Below are 17,334 nucleotides of genomic sequence, written 5' to 3'. Positions count from 1 at the left end.
CAAACCCTCCCTTCGCTGGGATGACAATAAAATAGGAATGAGAATAACAGAAGAGTTACCTTTAATTTAGAGATTGGCACACCTTTTGCTTTAGCTCGCTGGCTAGGGTAAATCATGGTTTATACTCGAGATACAGGAAGTATAAATAAGCCTTAATATGTAATGACAGGATAGCTATCTATGGCTGAGAAAGATATTTTATCGCAGGAAGAAATTGATGCACTGCTTAATTCCGTGGAGGATGAAAAACCCGCGGAACAAGAAGGCACAAGCGGCGATCCCCAAGAAGCTCAGACCGCTACAACAGCCGATTTTGTAGAGGATAGCTCTGATCAGGTACGGGTTCTTAATTTTACAAGTCAGGAACGTATTGTTAGGGGTGAATTGCCTGTTCTCGATAAAATTCATGATAGGGCAGCCCGCTTTTTTGCTAACGACATTTATCAATTAATGGCAAAGGATTTACAGATAAAACAAGACCCCTTATCCATTGTAAAACATCGCGAATTTTTAAGCAGCATGCCTAACCCTACCTTAATGACAATACGCCGCTTTAAGCCCTTGCGAGGCAAGGCACTTATCCTATTTGATAGTACTTTTGTTTACGACTTAGTGGATTATTATTTTGGCGGCAGTTCCCAATTTCTGGCGCAAACAAGCCGCACAGACTTTACTGCAACTGAACTCAGAGTGATGGAAATCGTCATTGGTAAATTAGTTCATTGCATTGAGCAAGCATGGGCGCCCATTATTAAATTAGAAGCGATGAAGGTCGGCGATGAGACTAACCCACAGCTAGTTCACATTGGCGAACCAAATGAGCTATTGTTAGTGAGTCGTTTTAATGTGGATTTTGGTAAGGAATCTGGTTCTTTTTATTTCGTGATTCCCTACTCTATGGTAGAGCCTATTAAACAGCAATTAGAACTGGGTGCTGCACGACCAGATGATGAAATTGATCCGAACTGGATCATGTCGTTAAAGGAGGAACTAATGGAAGTTGAGCTGGTTGTAAGTTCGGCGATGGCTCAAACCAACAGTTCATTGGGTAAGGTGATGGCTTGGCAAGTTGGGGATTTTATACCGTTAGAAATGAATGAGGTTGTAACCTTGGATATTGAAGGGACTCCAGGTTTTACCGCAACCATTGGTAGTGCCAACGATAAGAGAGCTGTAAAGATTATTAAAAAAATCAGTTACTAGGGAGTGGAGTGAATGGCTAATCAGACTGAGGCGGATACATCCGCAACAGCGACAGCAGCACAGCAAAATGCTGCAGTATCTCAAGACACAGATGTAGAAAAAATGGAATTAATTTTGGATATACCGGTGGCTGTAACCGTAGAGATTGGTCGTACGAAAATGACGATACGCAATCTTTTACAGCTTAATCAAGGCGGCATTGTTGCGCTCGATCGTTTAGCTGGTGAACCTCTGGATGTATTAGTCAATGGCACATTGGTCGCTCATGGGGAAGTGGTGGTGGTCAATGATAAGTTTGGTGTGCGCCTGACAGATATAGTCAGTAAATCAGAACGCATCAAACGTTTAAGATGAAGCTAAATTTTGTTGGTCTTCTAGCCTGTAGTCTGTTGCCCGTCATAGCGCGGGCAACGCCTTTGCCTGCCAGTAGCAATACGGCAGCATTAAGCAATGGCGAGCTCATGCGTGTACTGGGTGGCTTGCTTGTTGTTGTTGCTGTGATTGTTTTATTATCTTGGTTATTACGGCGTTTAAATGGCGCAAAATTCGCAAATGCGAATGGCTTTAAAATTATTTCTTGCATGAGTTTGGGCGCAAGAGAAAAAATTATGCTGGTTAGAGTGGGGCAACGTATTCTTCTGCTTGGCGTGACTTCGGGAAGCATTAATACCTTGCACGATTTTGGAGAAGAATTACCTACTTCGTTCTCCCCAGAGTCTAAAACCTCCTTTTCGGACTTTCTAAAAACTGCTCTTGGGAAATCAGAATGAAGAAAATTTTCCTCCTTGGCTGTTTTTTCATTCTGATTATTTTACCTTGGACGGCTGAAGCGGCGACGACTTCACTACCTGCCGTCACTGTCTCGCCAGCACCGAATGGCGGGCAAACTTACAGTGTCAATTTACAAATACTGATTTTTATGACGCTGTTGAGTGTTTTACCAGGGTTATTAATGGCGGTAACAGCTTTTACGCGAATCATTATTGTGCTGTCAATTTTACGACAAGCCATTGGCATGGCACAAACACCTACCAACCAAATCCTGATTGGTATTGCTCTTTTTATGACTTTTTTTGTGATGGCCCCTGTTTTTAATCAAATTAATGAGCAGGCATTACAACCTTATTTGGCGGATCAATTGCAATTTCCACAAGCTATGGCCAAAGCCCAAGAGCCCTTACGTCTTTTTATGTTGAATCAGACACGCAAGAATGATCTGGCTCTTTTTGAAAAATTTAACAATAAGTCCTATGGCTCACTTGCAGAGGTTCCGATGACTGTGCTCATCCCTGCGTTTATCACCAGTGAATTAAAAACAGCCTTTCAAATTGGATTCGTTTTATTTTTACCTTTTTTGATCATTGATTTGGTTGTTGCTAGCGTATTAATGGCAATGGGTATGATGATGCTGTCTCCTCTGATTATTTCTTTGCCCTTCAAAATTATGCTATTTGTGTTGGTGGATGGATGGACATTGGTGTTGGGATCATTGGCTTCGAGTTTTGCGTTAAGTTGAAGGGGGCCGCGAATCTTTGAATTCTATCACAAGGTTCCGCGGCTTGTTCGCGGGGTCTAGCGTTTTAACGTTGATTTCTGGATCCCGCGGACAAGCCCTGTATTTTAGTCAAATCGTTAATTTAGCCAGGGTGAAGGATTACCAAAGAGGAGAAAGGGATGACACCGGAATCGGTTCTCTCACTGTTTAGTGAAAGCGTATATATCATGATTATCCTATTAACGGTGTTAATCATACCTGGCCTTATTGTCGGTTTATTAGTTTCGATGTTCCAAGCGGCAACTCAAATTAACGAAATGAGTTTAAGCTTTATCCCCAAACTTTTTGTGACTTTTTTAGTGATGGTATTTGCTGGTCCTTGGTTACTAAAAACAATGATCAACTATACCGATTCGTTGTTTTCTAACATTCCTTATTTGATAGGTTAACCATGAATTTGAATTATCAAGCCATGATTAGCCAATTCAGCCAAGTTATCTGGCCCCTGCCGCGCATCAGTGGTTTATTTTTGACGATGCCTATTGTTTCTTCGATCCTGGTGCCGATTCGCATCCGCGTTGTTTTTGCGCTAGCGATAGCTTTTATCTGTGCACCCTTTATTAGCCCTGATCTTTCTTTTCTGCAGTTTGAAGGGCGTTATGTGGCTATCGTCATTCATGAGATATTACTGGGGCTTTTAATGGGGTTTGTCTTACAGTTAGTTTTTCAAGTTTTTTTGATGGGTGGCCAAGTCATCGCTATGCAAGCTGGACTAGGTTTCGCCACCATGGTTGATCCGTCAACAAGGGTATCTATCCCTCTAGTAAGCCAATTTTATCTGATGATGGTTAGCCTCATGTTTCTGGTGCTCAACGGCCACCTGGCTGTGTTTGATGCCTTATTAAGTAGTTTCCGTGAGGTACCGGTAGGAAAAATGAGTTTCGGCTTAACGGCCATTGGGTCAGTCTTGGCCTTTTCAGGATGGATGTTTAAAGAATCAGTATTAGTCGCTTTGCCGGCCATTTTATCCCTACTTATTGTGAACCTAGGTTTTGGAATAATGACCAGGGTAGCGCCGCAATTAAATATATTTTCCATAGGATTTTCCATTACTCTGTTGATGGGCATGGTGATTATTCGCATTAGTTTGCCGGGAGTGGCGGCACAAATGACGGATAGTTTAGAGCACGGAATGCGAATTATTATTGGGATGCTGCGCTAATGGCTGAAGAACAGGCACAGGAAAAGACCGAACAGCCCTCGCTTAAACGGCTAAAAGAAGCCAGAGAAAAAGGGCAGGTGGCGCGCTCGAAAGATTTAAATGCCACTTTAATTTTATTGTGCTCTGGCGCTACCCTATTTATTTTTGGCCGTCATCTGTCCACTCAGTTTATGCTAATGATGCGCCAAGCTTTTGACTTTGATAGCAAAATTTTGACTTTACCTACCCTTGCCCTACAGCAGTTTTACAGTTTATTAAAACTCGGTTTTGGCGCAGTAATCCCTCTGTTACTTATGATCCTAATCCTTTCTATCGCTACCTCTTTACTCATGGGCGGTTGGGTTTTTAGTGTGGAGTCGATGCAACCCAAATTTTCTCGTTTGAGTTTGTTAAAGGGTCTCAAACGGATGATATCGTTGAAAGGCTTTGTGGAAATGGTCAAAGCGCTGTTCAAATTTTTACTGGTGGCAATCGTTGCCATTTTGGTGTTGAAGGGACAGATTCCAGCCTTAGTTTCCGTTGCTAGTTTTCCCTTAACCAATGCCTTAAGTACTGGACTGGAATTAGTGACTCAGTCCTTTTTAATGATCTCTGCAAGCCTTATTTTGATCGCGGCAGTGGATGTGCCTTTCCAACTGTATGAGCACAAAAAGCAATTAAAAATGACGAAGCAGGAACTTAAAGACGAATTCAAGGAAACGGAAGGTAAGCCGGAGGTTAAAAGCCAAATTCGCCGCACACAGCAAGAAATTGCCCGCAGAAGAATGATGTCTGAGGTCCCTAAAGCGAATGTGGTGCTCACTAACCCGACCCATTACGCCGTTGCGCTCTGCTATCTACAACAAGGAAATCGTGCGCCAATCGTGGTGGCAAAGGGTAGGGATTTAATTGCTTTACAAATCAATCGCATTGCCCAGTCTCACCAGATCCCCATCTTATCAGTGCCGCCTTTAACGCGAGCTCTTTATTATTCAACGGATTTAAATGCGGAAATCCCGCGCGGTTTGTACGTCGCAGTTGCCCAAGTGTTGGCTTATATTTTCCAGCTAAGAGACAAGGCGGATTACGATAAAAAACCAGAATTTTTGCAGAACTTGCCGATTCCTGACGAGTTAAAGCGAGATGTTGAGGAGAATATCTGATGAATGTCAATGCGATTTTCCATACCTTGCGTCAATGGTTGCATCAAGGTTTAGGTACGCCCCTGGTCCTTATCATTATGCTCTCCATGATGATGCTGCCTTTGCCCGCCTTTTTTCTCGATATTTTCTTTACTTTTAACATTGCTTTTTCGCTTGTAGTCTTACTTGCCGTTATCTACAGCGACAGACCGCTTGATTTTGCGGTATTTCCGACGGTTATTTTGATTGCAACCCTGCTGCGCTTAGCGTTGAACGTTGCCTCCACGCGCATTGTTTTATTGAATGGCCATACAGGTACAGATGCAGCAGGGCAGGTGATTAAATCCTTTGGTGAAGTGGTTATTGGCGGGAATTATACGGTCGGATTGGTGGTGTTTATTATTTTGGTGGTGATTAACTTCGTGGTGGTTACGAAAGGTGCGGGGCGAGTATCTGAGGTAAGCGCGCGCTTCACCCTCGATTCTTTACCCGGTAAACAAATGGCCATCGATGCCGACCTCAATGCCGGTTTAATTAATCAAGATCAGGCTATTTTACGTCGTTCAGAAGTAGCGCAGGAGGCTGATTTTTATGGCTCTATGGATGGTGCGAGTAAGTTTGTACGCGGGGATGCCATTGCGGGTATTTTGATTTTATTAATCAATATTATTGGCGGTTTGATTATCGGTGTGCTGCAACACAACATGGGGTTGGCAGAAGCCCTGCATAATTATATTTTGCTGACAATTGGTGATGGCCTAGTAGCACAAGTCCCGTCACTGGTTTTATCGACTGCTGCAGCCATTATGGTCACCCGTGTTTCTAGTTCCCAGAACATGAGTCATGCGGTGATGAAACAAGTGTTTGGCAACCCGCGCTCCTTGATTATTGCAGCTACGATCCTTGGTATTATTGGCTTAATTCCCGGGATGCCCCATATTGCTTTTTTAATTTTAGCGTTAGGTTTAGGGGGAATGGCTTATCTGATGATTAAGCAAAATCGCCAAAAATCGACCGCAGAAAAACAAACAGAAACGAGTCAAAATGCTTTAGCCGAACCGCTTGCTTCAGAATTATCATGGGACGACGTCAATCCCGTTGATGTCATTGGTCTGGAAGTAGGCTATCGGTTGATCCCCTTGGTCGATAGCTCGCAAGGCGGCGTTTTACTGGCGCGAATTAAAGGGGTTCGCAAGAAAATATCGCAAGAACTCGGTTTTCTTATTCCCACCGTCCATATCCGTGACAATCTGGATCTAAAACCCAATTATTACCGCATCAGCTTAGCCGGGGTGGTAATGGGAGAGGCTCCTATTTTTAATGACAAATGGTTGGCTATTAATCCTGGACAAGTTTTTGGTGTTTTAGAAGGCCAAGAGACGAAGGATCCTGCTTTTAATTTAGATGCTGTTTGGATTAATGATAGTCAAAAAGAAAGAGCCCATACCTTTGGCTATACAGTTGTTGATGCTTCGACTGTCGTGGCAACTCATTTGAGTCAAATCCTCGAGAAAAATAGCCACCAATTACTTGGCTATGAAGAGACGCAGCAATTATTAGATAAGTTAGCCCATACTTCACCCAAACTCGTAAAAGAATTGGTGCCGGATGCCTTATCAATCGGTGCAGTTAATAAAGTCTTACAAGGCTTATTGATAGAACATATTCCACTAACTGACACGCGCACGATCGTCGAAACTTTGGCGGAGTGTGCGTCAAAATCTAAAGACACTGATTTTCTTATCAGCAATGTTCGTGTTGCATTGTCCCGTTTAATCACGCAAAAAATAAGCGGCTTGAACGAAGAATTACCGATTATTACGTTAAAACCAGAATTGGAACAGTTATTGCAAAACACAATTCAGAATAACGTCGGTCATGGGGTCAGCTTTGAACCGGGTATGGCCGATAAAATACAGCATTCTTTGACGCAACTTGCTGCACAACAGCAGGCAAAACAAGAGTTAGCAGTACTAGTCGTGCAGCCTGGAATACGATCGGTTCTGGCACGTTTTGTGCGTAATATTTCCAGTAACCTGCATGTTTTATCGTATCAGGAAATTCCTGATAACAAACAAATACGGATAATTGGTACAGTAGGATAAGATGGAGACTTTATGAAATTAAAACGTTTTGTTGCCCCAGATACACGCAGTGCCATGCAACAAATTAAAGCGGCCTTTGGCCCTGATGCGGTTATTTTATCGAGCAGCCGTGTAGAAGGGGGAGTTGAAATAGTTGCTGCTGTTGATTTTGATGAAACAGTACTGGCAACCTCTACTGCTATCGCTACTGCTGAGCCCAGCCCTCAACCAACAACAAAAGCCACTCCATCCCCACTGGACGATATGCGCCAAGAAATCTTAACCTTACGTGGAATGCTGGAAGCACAGTTGCGCGGCCATGCAGGCCATGGTGAGCCCTTACATACCGTACTCATGCAAAAGTTATTGTATTTGGGAGTAAGTCAAGCAACGGCTTCGTCCTTAGTGACGAGAATAAATCCCAGCCTTAATCAACAACGCGCTTGGCAGCAAGTACTGACCCTTTTTTCAGAAGCCTTAACGATTCGCGACTCACGCCGCATAGAAGAAGGTGGTATTTATGCCTTTGTAGGCCCTACCGGCGTAGGTAAGACGACTACTCTCGCAAAAATTGCAGCGCGCTTTGCCCTGCGTTTTGGTGCAGATAAACTGGGTTTAGTCACTATGGATACCTATCGAATCGCAGCACAAGAGCAACTGATGCTTTATGGCAAAATTCTTGGGGTTCAGGTCTGTGTCGCTCAGGACGAGGTAGCACTGACCCGTGTCGTTCGCCAACTTAACGATAAGAAATTAATTTTAATTGATACGGCCGGTATGAATCCTGCTGATGAACGTGTAGAAACGCAAATGGATATTTTATGTTCTCGCCTTCACTCCATATCCGTCGTTTTAGTTTTACAGGCAACTAATCATTATCAGGTCTTAATCGAAGCAATTAGACGGTTCAAAGTAAAACACATTGAGCAATGTATTATTACCAAATTGGACGAATCACTGGCTTTGGGAGGCATTTTAAGTGCAATTGCCGAAACAGGTATCGAAGTCAGTTATCTAACCCACGGTCAACGAGTTCCCGAGGATATTAAACTAGCAACGCGTCACCAACTGATTGAACAATTAAGCAATCAAGAACTGAGCTTAGGCGAATTGAATGGAAACATGCAAAAAGCATCGCGCGACGTTGCAGGGAGGTACTATGTCGAAGAGTAATCAAGATCAACTCGATCAAGCGGCTGGACTACGTAATTTTTCCCGTTCAAAACCGGTGAAAGTCATTGCGGTCACTGCGGGTAAAGGCGGTGTTGGTAAATCTAATGTATCAGTCAATCTAGCTGTCGCTTTGGCACAAAGAGAGAAAAATGTGTTATTGCTTGATGCCGACTTAGGGTTGGCTAATATCGATGTCATGCTAGGTTTACATACTAAATATAATCTCTCCCATGTGGTTCAAGGACTTTGTCATTTAAGCGATATTATGCTCTCAGGTCCTGCGGGGGTGAGGGTGATTCCTGCCGCATCGGGCACAGAATACATGACTCAATTAAGCCCTGCAGAGCATGCCGGCATCATCGACGCGTTTAATGAATTGACTGATGACGTGGACTATATGATTATCGATACAGCGGCCGGTATTTCTGATACGGTACTCAGTTTTGCGCGTTCATCGCAAGAATTAATCGTGATTGTTTGCGATGAACCGACCTCTTTAACGGATGCCTACGCCCTCATTAAAGTGATGTCGAAACGCTATGAATGGAGCCATTTTCATGTTCTAGCCAATATGATAAGAAACGCGCGAGAGGGTAAAGAGCTTTTTAATAAATTATATCGAGTGGCTGAGCAATTCTTAGATGTCCGCCTCGACTATTTAGGCGCAATCCCCTTCGATGAACGCATACACGAAGCGGTAAAAAAACAAAAACCTGTACTCATTTCTTATCCGGAGTCAAATGCTGCAAAATCTTTTTTACAATTAGCTGATACTGTGGAGGATTGGCCATACAAGCACTCATTAGGAGGTAATACCAGCTTTTTCCTAGAGCGCTTGGTGGCAGGAGAGTATTGAAAAAAAATGTTTGTCTTGGAATTTGCTAAACTTAAACAAGCTGCATTGATTTTCTGTAACCTTTACTCAACGGGATAAAAGTCATACCTAAATGCAGGCAAATTGGCAAGGAAAAGCGAATTTCCAAGGCAAGCGAAATTAAGGAGAAAGTCGTGGATGCTTTGGCTGCCTACGGCAAAGTGAATCAACAAACTCAGGAAACGCTGGTTAAAACCCATGCGCTATTGGTCAAACGTATAGCCCACCATTTATTAGGGCGTTTACCGCATTCGATACAACTTGACGATCTGGTACAGGCAGGTATGTTAGGTCTGCTTGAAGCGGTAAGACACTATGATTCAACCAAAGGTGCTTCTTTTGAAACTTATGCAGGTATTCGTATCCGTGGTCATATGTTGGATGAAGTGCGGCGTAATGATTGGGTTCCGCGCTCTGTTTATCGTAATGCGCGAATGATCTCGGAAGCGGTGAAAGCAGTCGAAAATCGTCTAGGACGTGATGCTAAAGATCATGAGGTTGCAAGCGAACTCAAGCTGGGTTTGGATGAGTATTATGAGATGTTAAAAGATTCTGCTGGAAGTCAGCTTTATGGTTTTGATGATCTCGGCGTAACAGATGATATTTTAAAAATAGATGGCGAAGAGCTCTCTGAACCTCATCTCAATGTTTTGCGCGATGATATGGTAAGTCATCTTTCACAAATTATTGAGAGTTTACCTAAAAATGAACGTTTGGTGCTGTCTTTATATTATGAGCAAGATTTAAATTTAAAAGAAATTGGCGAAGTTTTAGGGGTTAGTGAGTCACGTGTTTCCCAAATTCACAGCCAGGCAACTCTTCGCATTAAATCTCGATTACCTGAGTGAGGGACAAAAAATTATGGATGGTTTAACCCTGCTTGGTTTAATAACTGCTTTTTTAGCAATAATAATCGGTCAAATGTTTGAAGGCGGCTCGATTCATTCGCTAATGAATTTATCTGCTTTAATGATTGTGCTAGGGGGTACTCTGGGGGCGGTAATGATTCAAACCCCTCTAAGTACTTTTTTGCGGGCTTTTAAAATTTTGCCTTGGATTTTCCGCCCCCCCAAATTACCTTATGACAAAAGCCGTGAACAATTAATCGAGTTATCGCGGAAATCAAGGCAGTTTGGTCTACTTTCTTTGGAAGAGCATTTAGAGAGGGAAAAAAATCCCTTGATGCGTCAAGGGCTAGAGTTATTGGTTGTCGGGGTCGATAAACAGAACATAAGACAAGTGCTTGAAACCGAAATTGATCGCTGCGAAGACCTCGATATGCGCGCAGCCCATGTGTTTGAAAGTATGGGCGGCTATAGTCCTACCATTGGTATTTTGGGAGCGGTACTCGGTTTAATCCAGGTAATGCGTAATCTTGCCGAGCCCAGTGAGCTAGGGGCAGGTATTGCCGTGGCCTTCGTCGCGACAATTTACGGCGTTGGTTTGGCGAACCTAGTCTTTTTACCTGTCGCTAATAAAATAAAAAGTTGTATCGCTAATAAACTGCATCACGATGAGATGATTGTTGAGGGTTTAGTGTCCATGGCAAGCGGGGAGAGTCCTAATATGCTAAACTTAAAACTAAATAATTATGGACAACATCATCAGCATGAGAGGACGAAAAAATAAAGCTGTACCTCATGAGGATACCCATCGGTGGATGGTATCATACGCAGACTTCATCACGCTCCTATTCGCTTTTTTCGTTGTGATGTATGCGATTTCTTCAGTTAATGTTTCAAAATACAAATCCTTAGCTGAAGGCATGAATTCGGCCTTTACTTCAAAGTCTAAAGGTCAATCGGTGGCAGATGTTGCGCAAACAAAAAAAGATATGAAGACCGCGGTTGACAGTCCTATTAATGAAAAAGATAAATTTAATCAACTCATTAAGGCATTATCCGACTTACAAGACTCAGATTATCACATGAATCCACAAGATGGCTGGGTTGAATTGGATATTAAGGCAAATGCCTTATTCGATAGCGGCAGCGCGGATTTACGACCTGTTGCAGTTCTTAAGTTAATGAAATTAGCTTCGATTATTAAAACACTACCTTACCCTATTGCTATTGAAGGGTATACTGACAATATGCCTATTGAGACAGAGCAATATCCTTCAAACTGGGAATTGTCTTCAGCGAGAGCGGCAGCTGTGGCGCGTACCTTGGTTTCCTTTGGTGTCGATAAGAAACAACTGTCTGTGACAGGCTATGGCGAGCAATACCCCGTGGCCGATAATAGCACCGAAGAAGGCCGTGCTCAAAATAGGCGTGTCAATGTGATTATTGCTAAGGATAAAACAGTGCCTCGCTTACTAGATCCTTCAATTAGCGCGGTAAAAAGACCCAAGATTACTAACAAGCCAGTAAAACTTGAAAAGCCACAGGCTGTTACAACTCCAATTAACAACAATAATAAGGAAATGCAATGAGTATTATATTAAGCATAGGAGGATTACTATTCGCTCTTTTATCCTTGAAAGCCCTTATCGTTTATCATAAATCGTTTATCAGGATGAGGCGCCAAGTCAAGGAGATTAAAGCGGAGCTAGAGCAGTTGCAGATTAATCATAATTTATTAGTCAATGCCGATCTTGGTTTTGGTAAGCAGATTGCCGAGATCACTCGCCAATTGATTAGCATGGATAATCAACTACAGGCTTTGGAAAATAAACGCGATAACGATGGCGGCTATCAACATGCCCTGCGTATCCTTGAAATGGGTGGTAATAAAGATGAAATCATCGATAGTTGTCATTTATCTAATGCTGAAGCTGAATTATTGATGAACTTGCAGGCTTATCGTTCGGTGATTAAAAAACAAACGAGGACAGTGGTTGATTAGTGATTTGTGGACAAGGAACGTCTTATGATCAAGGTGAATCCGAACTCTAAATTTTACCGATTGGCAACGATCTGGAATTCATTTAAGGCGATTTACCACTTATCTCCGCAACAAGTTGAGGCCTTTTTAAACGCTTACAATATTTATGATTACGATTGGGTTGATGGCCAAGCGGTGAAAGATTCGCAACCTGTTGAATATCAACAAGTTAAACAAAACCTTATCGCTTGGTATGAAGTCATCAATCATCTTTGTGCAATCGGGCAGGTTGAGAAAATGTATATTCCTCCAACGCTTGATGTAACGGAAAATGTGATTAGCAATCAACTCTTGTTTGAAAAAAAATTAAGCCGTCTCCTCGACGTGAAAGCAGGGGATAAACTGTTTGAGCTGGGCTGTGGAAAAGGGCGCGTTGCTGCCCATCTTGCTTCCCTAACCGGTGCAGAAATTACGGGGTTTAATATCGACCAAAGTCAATTGGATAACGCTATTTTGTTTGCTCAGAAAAATGGTTTGTCACAACAATGCAAATTCATCAATGCAGACTTAAATGATTTACCTTTCAATTTTGCTGACAATGAATTTGATGCTGCCTATGAAATTCAAGCCCTCTCTTTATGCAGGGATTTGAACAAGCTTTTCCATGAATTGCATCGCATTCTTAAACCGGGTGGAAAATTATCCTTGTTAGAATGGGTACGTTTACCGAACTATGACGCTCAAAATCCCCATCATTTAGCCTTAATGAAACAAATCAAACCCTTAATTGGCGCGATAGGAACTCCATCACCCGCAGAGTATGAAGAAGCATTGCGCCATGCAGGCTTTGAGGTGCTGCTGAGCGAAGATCCGAGTATCAACAAGTCACAAGAACCGCTGATCAGTAAAGCAGGATCCAATTACGATAAATTAGACCCCATTGTGAAGTTTCTTGTAAAGATAAAGGTACTCCCTGTTCATTTTATTGTATTACTGGATAGGCTAAGTCAAAACGTTGAAGCCTTATGCGAAGCAGATAGGTTGGGATTAGTGACGATGAGTTATCATTTAATTGCGCAGAAGCCAACCTCATTCTGAACGGAGGCATCGCCACGAAATTAAATATACTATTTAGTTGCTTGTTTATCCGTACATACTCGGAGGTATCCCCACGAAATAAGTATCTAAAGAATTTGTATTCATTTTATCACGTTCGGGCTGAGGAGCACGCATAGCGTGCGTCTCGAAGCCTGTCCTGAGGCTGTCGAAGGGGCTTGTCCTGAAGCTTCTGAGGTTCTCGAAGTATCGTTAAAGCTCGCTTCAAGCGCCTCAGTTCGGGATGATGCAAGTTTTAGTAACTGTGTTTACAATAAGATCATAATGTTCTATATTAAGATCCATTTCGACGTTGGCTGTGATAAAAACCCTCCTTCGTAGGGTAAAAAATTTCCTTTTTTTCAAGCTATAAATCCTTAATCTTGCTCCTGCAATTATGTAAGTAGGAACTCCACCTTTAAATATCGAGGCGATAAAAAATGAGAACTAGAATTGGTCCAAATGGGCTCATCTTAGTGAAAGTTGACAATGATGAGATCAACGAGGATGGCTCTTTTGATATTCCCGAAGATATAGCCGAGATTGATGAAAGGGCCTTTGTAGGCTGCATGAGGCTTATAGAACTCAATATGCCTGATAGTGTGCTCACGATTGGCGATGAGGCATTTGACAACTGCAAAAATCTGAAAAAGGTCGGCCTTTCTAATCACTTAATTTCCATAGGGTTCGCGGCTTTTGCTGGTTGTGGTATAGAGCAATTAGATATTCCTGACAGCGTAACTGGGATCAATGGTTTCGCATTTTCTGGCTGTAAAGATTTAACAAGCATTAAGCTCCCTGTGAACCTCAACTCACTTCCTTTTAATGTATTCGATGGATGCGAAAATCTGGAAGAGGTAATTCTTCCTGAAAAATTACTTTCGATTGGTACGTCAGCATTTGGCTACTGTAACAGGCTGAAAAAGATCTCTCTTCCAATTGGATTGACCGTTATCTGTAATTATTTATTTACCCGTTGCATTGCTCTTGAAGAAGTAGTTATTCCTGAGGGGGTGACCTTAATAGATTCCCGAGTTTTTAATGGTTGTATCGCTCTTAAACAAGTTTCTATCCCAGAGAGTATCACCTCAATTAAAGCGGATGCTTTTCTCAACTCAGAAGTAGAAGTAATATTCATTGACACTTCGAACGAGGAAGAAAGAACTAGGATTGCTAATTTATTACCAACTAACTTAAAGACTAAGGTGGTAATGTATTCGCGAAGTGAACTTACTGAGTTATGGGGCAAAGAACTTAGAAGAATTATCGACACAGCAGCAGCGAATCCCCTGTACTCTCTTATGCCGAAGCTGGTCAAATCTGGATTATCTGAGTTACCAAATGAAGTACTTGTACATATCAACCAATTTTTAGGTCCAAATAATCCTTGTTACCAAGAGGCTGTAGCGGCAATAAAACGTGTTCCCCTACCCCGAATTCAGGATGGAGAAGAAGGCAAACGAGCCTATAAAGAAAGGATAGAGAAGATAGTCAATGACTGCATTAAATATGGGAAGCCCAGCGAATCTTATTCTTTCCAATTAACAGCACTCACTGCAACTGCCGCTGTTGGTGGTTTGGCCTTAGGGCTAGCCGCTTTGGTTACAGTGCTTGTGGCTGGTGCAATACCGCTTGCTGCTACTTTGGCAGTTGCAAGCGCAGCTTCTCTGACTGTTGCGGCAGGAACCTTTTTTTATCATTCTCGTATTGAGCCAAAGGAAGAATCGGTAGGACTCCCCTGTTTCAATTCCCTGCCTGGGTAACATGATGTAAAATTAGCTTTATTAGCTATCTAAAATTTAGTTAATATTCAAGCTTGATTATTTTCTTTAAAAATGGAGTTTTTCGTGAAATTCAAGTTTTATGAGTATACTGATCAGTCAAAAATGCCGCCTTTAATAGAAAGTACTGCCGTTGCTCAAAATCATAGTAATGGTCGAGGTTATTTCACTATTGAGCACTTACGTGAACATCAGCGTATTTTTATCGCAGGTTATAATATCCTTGTGGGTAGTTTCCTTAAGCGCAATTATATATTTAAAGACGATCGGACAAAAGTTTCCAGAAAGCAGCTAAAAAAAGCTCATATTTTCCCAGATGACGGAACTCTCTTAGTCGAAGGAAGACTTGCTTTTTGGGATAGTATTTATAAACGTGATGTAGCAAAAATGGATAAAAATCCACTGCGGCGCTCTAAAATTTATGAAAAAGATACTAGTGTAGTCGATAAACAGCTAGCAAGTAGTAATCCAACAGAACAATCTCCTCAACCCGAAGAAGCAGAGTCTAGTAAGGGTTTTTCTATTAAAGGTTTAAGTAGAACTCGCGTCCTTAAAGTAGGTAAGTATAATCTCCGAGTTGAGAGTATTCTTAAACGTCATTATACCTTTGTTGATGATGGTCAAAAGGTCCCTAAAGAACTGTTGAGAGAAGCTATTATATTTCCAGATGGTACAGTTACAGTAAATAAAAGAGCGGTAACCTGGAGTGGTTCAAAAAAAGAGCATCAATCTGCAATTAAAATTGGTGATGAAAATCCTATTACCCGGGGCGGATTTCTTAAAAGAACTTATTATGATCTGGAAACTGGAGAGCAAATCGCTAGAGAGGCACTAAAGCACGCACAAATCGATGAGGATGCTGGTATTGTTAAACTATCAGGTAAAGTTCTTGTTAGGAAATTACCCCCAGTAGAACAGCAAATATCAAGCTATCCTTTGCAACCTGTAACAATAATGGATGTTAACTCAGAGGAAGAAGGGGCTGTAAAAAGAAAATGGGAGCAAATAGGCACTCCGTCTAATACTGGCTTTTTCTCTCTCCCCTTACCAAAGAAACCCTGTCTGCAGATAGAGCCAATACAAGAACCATTACAGGCACAGGAGTCAGAAGAAGTAGAATCCGTAAGCCCTGATTCTTGTGATATTTCACCAGAATTTTGGTCTATTATTGCCGATTTAGGGATGGAAAACGCAATCTTGAGTCAAATAGGATTTTCGAGCCCATTGGATGAGGAAGTCTCGAGTCCATTTAATTTTAATATTTAATCAATTGATGAATCTGTTAGGGCGGCGTTTTAGCGTAGTTTTTGTGAATCCCGCGGACAAGCCGTCATTATTGCAAATTTAGTTCCTCCTGCCGACGTACCACGGCTTGTCCGCGGTATCCAGGTGATCTTTTTTCACACTCAGATTTCTAGATATCGCGGACAAGCCGTGGTACGTCGATACGTGCGTCTGGCAATCCCTAATGAAAAGGATTAGGGGTTGAATTAAAAGGAGAAGGGGATTTGTAATCTCCTTCTGATTCCTCTTGTTTCGGTTCCGCAGTCGGAGCAGGAGGTTGGTCTCCCGACTTCATTGCCTCTAAACGCTTTTTAGCATCTGTAGTAGGTTGAGGTTTAGGATTCAATATTCTTTCAAATATAGAAAGCCCATCTGCTATTAGTTTTTGAGTGGTGGGATTAGCAGTCGCTTGGTTTTCCTTCAATTTAGCGATAATTTCTTCTGGACTACCTGAATAGACCTTGCCGTCACCACAGGAAAAATGATGCTTACCTAAAAGTTGCCCCTTCGCATCGACTTCTGATACTAAGAATTTACGGCCTTTTCCTTCTGGAGGAAGCTTGGCTTGGTCATTTAGAAACTGCTCCAGCTCTTCACGGCTAGTAAAAAGTAATGTTCCTTTCTCGTCTAGTTTTCTATCGGGAAATTTATCTTTGTAATCCTTGAGTAACTCTTCGCTGTCTTTTTTCCAAGGCTTAATATCAAGGAGGTGAAGGCCGATTTGTTCTACTTCCTTATCCTCTTCATCGTTTTTGTTTAATAACTGTGCTTGCTCTTCTGCAGCTTCTTGCTCGGCTTGTAGATTTCTCATTGCAAGTTTTTTTTCTTCTTCTTCTTTTGCTAAATTCTGAGCTTTTAGTTCTTCTTCTTTCTTTTTCTCTTCTTCTCTAATTGCATCTTGTGCTTGAGCAGTTGTATCTTTATCAAACTTTTGTTTACTCATAATTAATCTCTCCGAAAGCAATCTTCATAAGCATCGATCATTAGGTTATTCATTAATTATAGCTAAGGAACCAACGAATCTAAGACATTATATAATGAGATAAAAGCAAAGAAATTTTTTATTTAGAGAATGATCGAATAATTTGCAATATACTGTTTAATAATTGTCCAGTTGTTTTTCTGCCTAGGTATCAGAGTTAATTATTCTCAGGTTACTGTCATCTCTCTTGCTGC

The 17,334-nt window shown here is 41.8% G+C and carries 18 protein-coding genes; 17 read left to right on the top strand and 1 reads right to left on the bottom strand.

The annotated features are described in order from the left end of the window. The first annotated feature begins 180 nt into the window (after positions 1–180). The 17 genes from fliM (at position 181) to Lnau_RS00805 (ending at position 16,140) form a co-directional block, all read left to right on the top strand. Entirely contained in the window at positions 181–1,203 is a 1,023-nt protein-coding gene (gene fliM, locus Lnau_RS00890; protein WP_058503265.1) for a flagellar motor switch protein FliM, read from the top strand. A 12-nt stretch (positions 1,204–1,215) separates the two neighbouring features. Next, complete coding sequence (gene fliN, locus Lnau_RS00885; RefSeq protein ID WP_058503264.1) at positions 1,216–1,557, top strand: flagellar motor switch protein FliN; 342 nt, start codon at positions 1,216–1,218, stop codon at positions 1,555–1,557. After that, on the top strand, positions 1,554–1,973 hold the full coding sequence (fliO, locus tag Lnau_RS00880) for a flagellar biosynthetic protein FliO (protein ID WP_058503263.1): 420 nt from the start codon (positions 1,554–1,556) through the stop codon (positions 1,971–1,973). The genes fliN and fliO overlap by 4 nt, the downstream gene beginning before the upstream one ends. Further along, positions 1,970–2,719: a flagellar type III secretion system pore protein FliP gene (fliP, locus tag Lnau_RS00875; protein ID WP_083503736.1), complete on the top strand. Its 750-nt coding sequence runs from the start codon at positions 1,970–1,972 to the stop codon at positions 2,717–2,719. Before fliO ends, fliP begins: the two co-directional genes overlap by 4 nt. A 158-nt stretch (positions 2,720–2,877) precedes the next feature. Continuing rightward, on the top strand, positions 2,878–3,147 hold the full coding sequence (fliQ, locus tag Lnau_RS00870; RefSeq protein ID WP_058496364.1) for a flagellar biosynthesis protein FliQ: 270 nt from the start codon (positions 2,878–2,880) through the stop codon (positions 3,145–3,147). A 2-nt stretch (positions 3,148–3,149) separates the two neighbouring features. Next, a complete protein-coding gene (gene fliR, locus Lnau_RS00865; protein ID WP_058503261.1) occupies positions 3,150–3,920 on the top strand; it encodes a flagellar biosynthetic protein FliR in 771 nt (256 codons plus the stop codon). Then, positions 3,920–5,062 (top strand): flagellar biosynthesis protein FlhB, encoded by a 1,143-nt coding sequence (flhB, locus tag Lnau_RS00860; RefSeq protein WP_058503260.1) that lies wholly within the window; start codon positions 3,920–3,922, stop codon positions 5,060–5,062. The genes fliR and flhB overlap by 1 nt, the downstream gene beginning before the upstream one ends. Beyond that, entirely contained in the window at positions 5,062–7,146 is a 2,085-nt protein-coding gene (flhA, locus tag Lnau_RS00855) for a flagellar biosynthesis protein FlhA (RefSeq protein ID WP_058503259.1), read from the top strand. Before flhB ends, flhA begins: the two co-directional genes overlap by 1 nt. Positions 7,147–7,158: 12 nt before the next feature. Then, the gene (gene flhF / locus Lnau_RS00850) at positions 7,159–8,298 is read left to right on the top strand and encodes a flagellar biosynthesis GTPase FlhF (RefSeq protein WP_058503258.1); all 1,140 of its coding nucleotides are present in this window, start codon (positions 7,159–7,161) and stop codon (positions 8,296–8,298) included. Further along, on the top strand, positions 8,285–9,154 hold the full coding sequence (locus Lnau_RS00845) for a MinD/ParA family protein (protein ID WP_058503257.1): 870 nt from the start codon (positions 8,285–8,287) through the stop codon (positions 9,152–9,154). The genes flhF and Lnau_RS00845 overlap by 14 nt, the downstream gene beginning before the upstream one ends. Positions 9,155–9,306: 152 nt before the next feature. Beyond that, positions 9,307–10,020 carry an RNA polymerase sigma factor FliA gene (locus tag Lnau_RS00840; protein ID WP_058503256.1) on the top strand — a complete coding sequence of 238 codons (714 nt, stop codon included), beginning with the start codon at positions 9,307–9,309 and terminating at the stop codon, positions 10,018–10,020. 13 nt (positions 10,021–10,033) lie between these two features. Then, entirely contained in the window at positions 10,034–10,801 is a 768-nt protein-coding gene (locus Lnau_RS00835) for a flagellar motor protein (protein WP_058503255.1), read from the top strand. Beyond that, positions 10,782–11,606: an OmpA family protein gene (locus tag Lnau_RS00830; RefSeq protein WP_058503254.1), complete on the top strand. Its 825-nt coding sequence runs from the start codon at positions 10,782–10,784 to the stop codon at positions 11,604–11,606. The genes Lnau_RS00835 and Lnau_RS00830 overlap by 20 nt, the downstream gene beginning before the upstream one ends. Continuing rightward, positions 11,603–12,019: a DUF2802 domain-containing protein gene (locus Lnau_RS00825; RefSeq protein WP_058503253.1), complete on the top strand. Its 417-nt coding sequence runs from the start codon at positions 11,603–11,605 to the stop codon at positions 12,017–12,019. Before Lnau_RS00830 ends, Lnau_RS00825 begins: the two co-directional genes overlap by 4 nt. 24 nt (positions 12,020–12,043) lie before the next feature. After that, entirely contained in the window at positions 12,044–13,096 is a 1,053-nt protein-coding gene (locus Lnau_RS00820; protein WP_058503252.1) for a class I SAM-dependent methyltransferase, read from the top strand. Positions 13,097–13,533: 437 nt separating this feature from the next. Next, positions 13,534–14,856, top strand: a complete 1,323-nt coding sequence (locus Lnau_RS00810) for a leucine-rich repeat domain-containing protein (protein ID WP_058503250.1) — start codon at positions 13,534–13,536, stop codon at positions 14,854–14,856. A gap of 84 nt (positions 14,857–14,940) precedes the next feature. Then, a complete protein-coding gene (locus Lnau_RS00805) occupies positions 14,941–16,140 on the top strand; it encodes a hypothetical protein (RefSeq protein WP_058503249.1) in 1,200 nt (399 codons plus the stop codon). 199 nt (positions 16,141–16,339) lie between these two features. On the opposite strand, the gene Lnau_RS00800 is transcribed toward Lnau_RS00805, so the two are convergent. Beyond that, entirely contained in the window at positions 16,340–17,101 is a 762-nt protein-coding gene (locus Lnau_RS00800) for a hypothetical protein (protein WP_058503248.1), read from the bottom strand. Positions 17,102–17,334 lie beyond the last annotated feature (233 nt).

Origin of the sequence: Legionella nautarum (genome assembly GCF_001467895.1) — a bacterium.
GTDB classification, from domain to species: Bacteria; Pseudomonadota; Gammaproteobacteria; order Legionellales; family Legionellaceae; genus Tatlockia; species Tatlockia nautarum.
This window is presented reverse-complemented; position numbering and strand designations above follow the sequence as displayed.

Excerpts from the sequence above, each read along its gene's own strand:
- fliM (WP_058503265.1), top strand. The coding sequence starts at position 181 with ATGGCTGAGAAAGATATTTTATCGCAGGAAGAAATTGATGCACTGCTT.
- fliN (WP_058503264.1), top strand. The coding sequence starts at position 1,216 with ATGGCTAATCAGACTGAGGCGGATACATCCGCAACAGCGACAGCAGCA.
- fliO (WP_058503263.1), top strand. The coding sequence starts at position 1,554 with ATGAAGCTAAATTTTGTTGGTCTTCTAGCCTGTAGTCTGTTGCCCGTC.
- fliP (WP_083503736.1), top strand. The coding sequence starts at position 1,970 with ATGAAGAAAATTTTCCTCCTTGGCTGTTTTTTCATTCTGATTATTTTA.
- fliQ (WP_058496364.1), top strand. The coding sequence starts at position 2,878 with ATGACACCGGAATCGGTTCTCTCACTGTTTAGTGAAAGCGTATATATC.
- fliR (WP_058503261.1), top strand. The coding sequence starts at position 3,150 with ATGAATTTGAATTATCAAGCCATGATTAGCCAATTCAGCCAAGTTATC.
- flhB (WP_058503260.1), top strand. The coding sequence starts at position 3,920 with ATGGCTGAAGAACAGGCACAGGAAAAGACCGAACAGCCCTCGCTTAAA.
- flhA (WP_058503259.1), top strand. The coding sequence starts at position 5,062 with ATGAATGTCAATGCGATTTTCCATACCTTGCGTCAATGGTTGCATCAA.
- flhF (WP_058503258.1), top strand. The coding sequence starts at position 7,159 with ATGAAATTAAAACGTTTTGTTGCCCCAGATACACGCAGTGCCATGCAA.
- Lnau_RS00845 (WP_058503257.1), top strand. The coding sequence starts at position 8,285 with ATGTCGAAGAGTAATCAAGATCAACTCGATCAAGCGGCTGGACTACGT.
- Lnau_RS00835 (WP_058503255.1), top strand. The coding sequence starts at position 10,034 with ATGGATGGTTTAACCCTGCTTGGTTTAATAACTGCTTTTTTAGCAATA.
- Lnau_RS00830 (WP_058503254.1), top strand. The coding sequence starts at position 10,782 with ATGAGAGGACGAAAAAATAAAGCTGTACCTCATGAGGATACCCATCGG.
- Lnau_RS00825 (WP_058503253.1), top strand. The coding sequence starts at position 11,603 with ATGAGTATTATATTAAGCATAGGAGGATTACTATTCGCTCTTTTATCC.
- Lnau_RS00820 (WP_058503252.1), top strand. The coding sequence starts at position 12,044 with ATGATCAAGGTGAATCCGAACTCTAAATTTTACCGATTGGCAACGATC.
- Lnau_RS00810 (WP_058503250.1), top strand. The coding sequence starts at position 13,534 with ATGAGAACTAGAATTGGTCCAAATGGGCTCATCTTAGTGAAAGTTGAC.
- Lnau_RS00800 (WP_058503248.1), bottom strand. The coding sequence starts at position 17,101 with ATGAGTAAACAAAAGTTTGATAAAGATACAACTGCTCAAGCACAAGAT.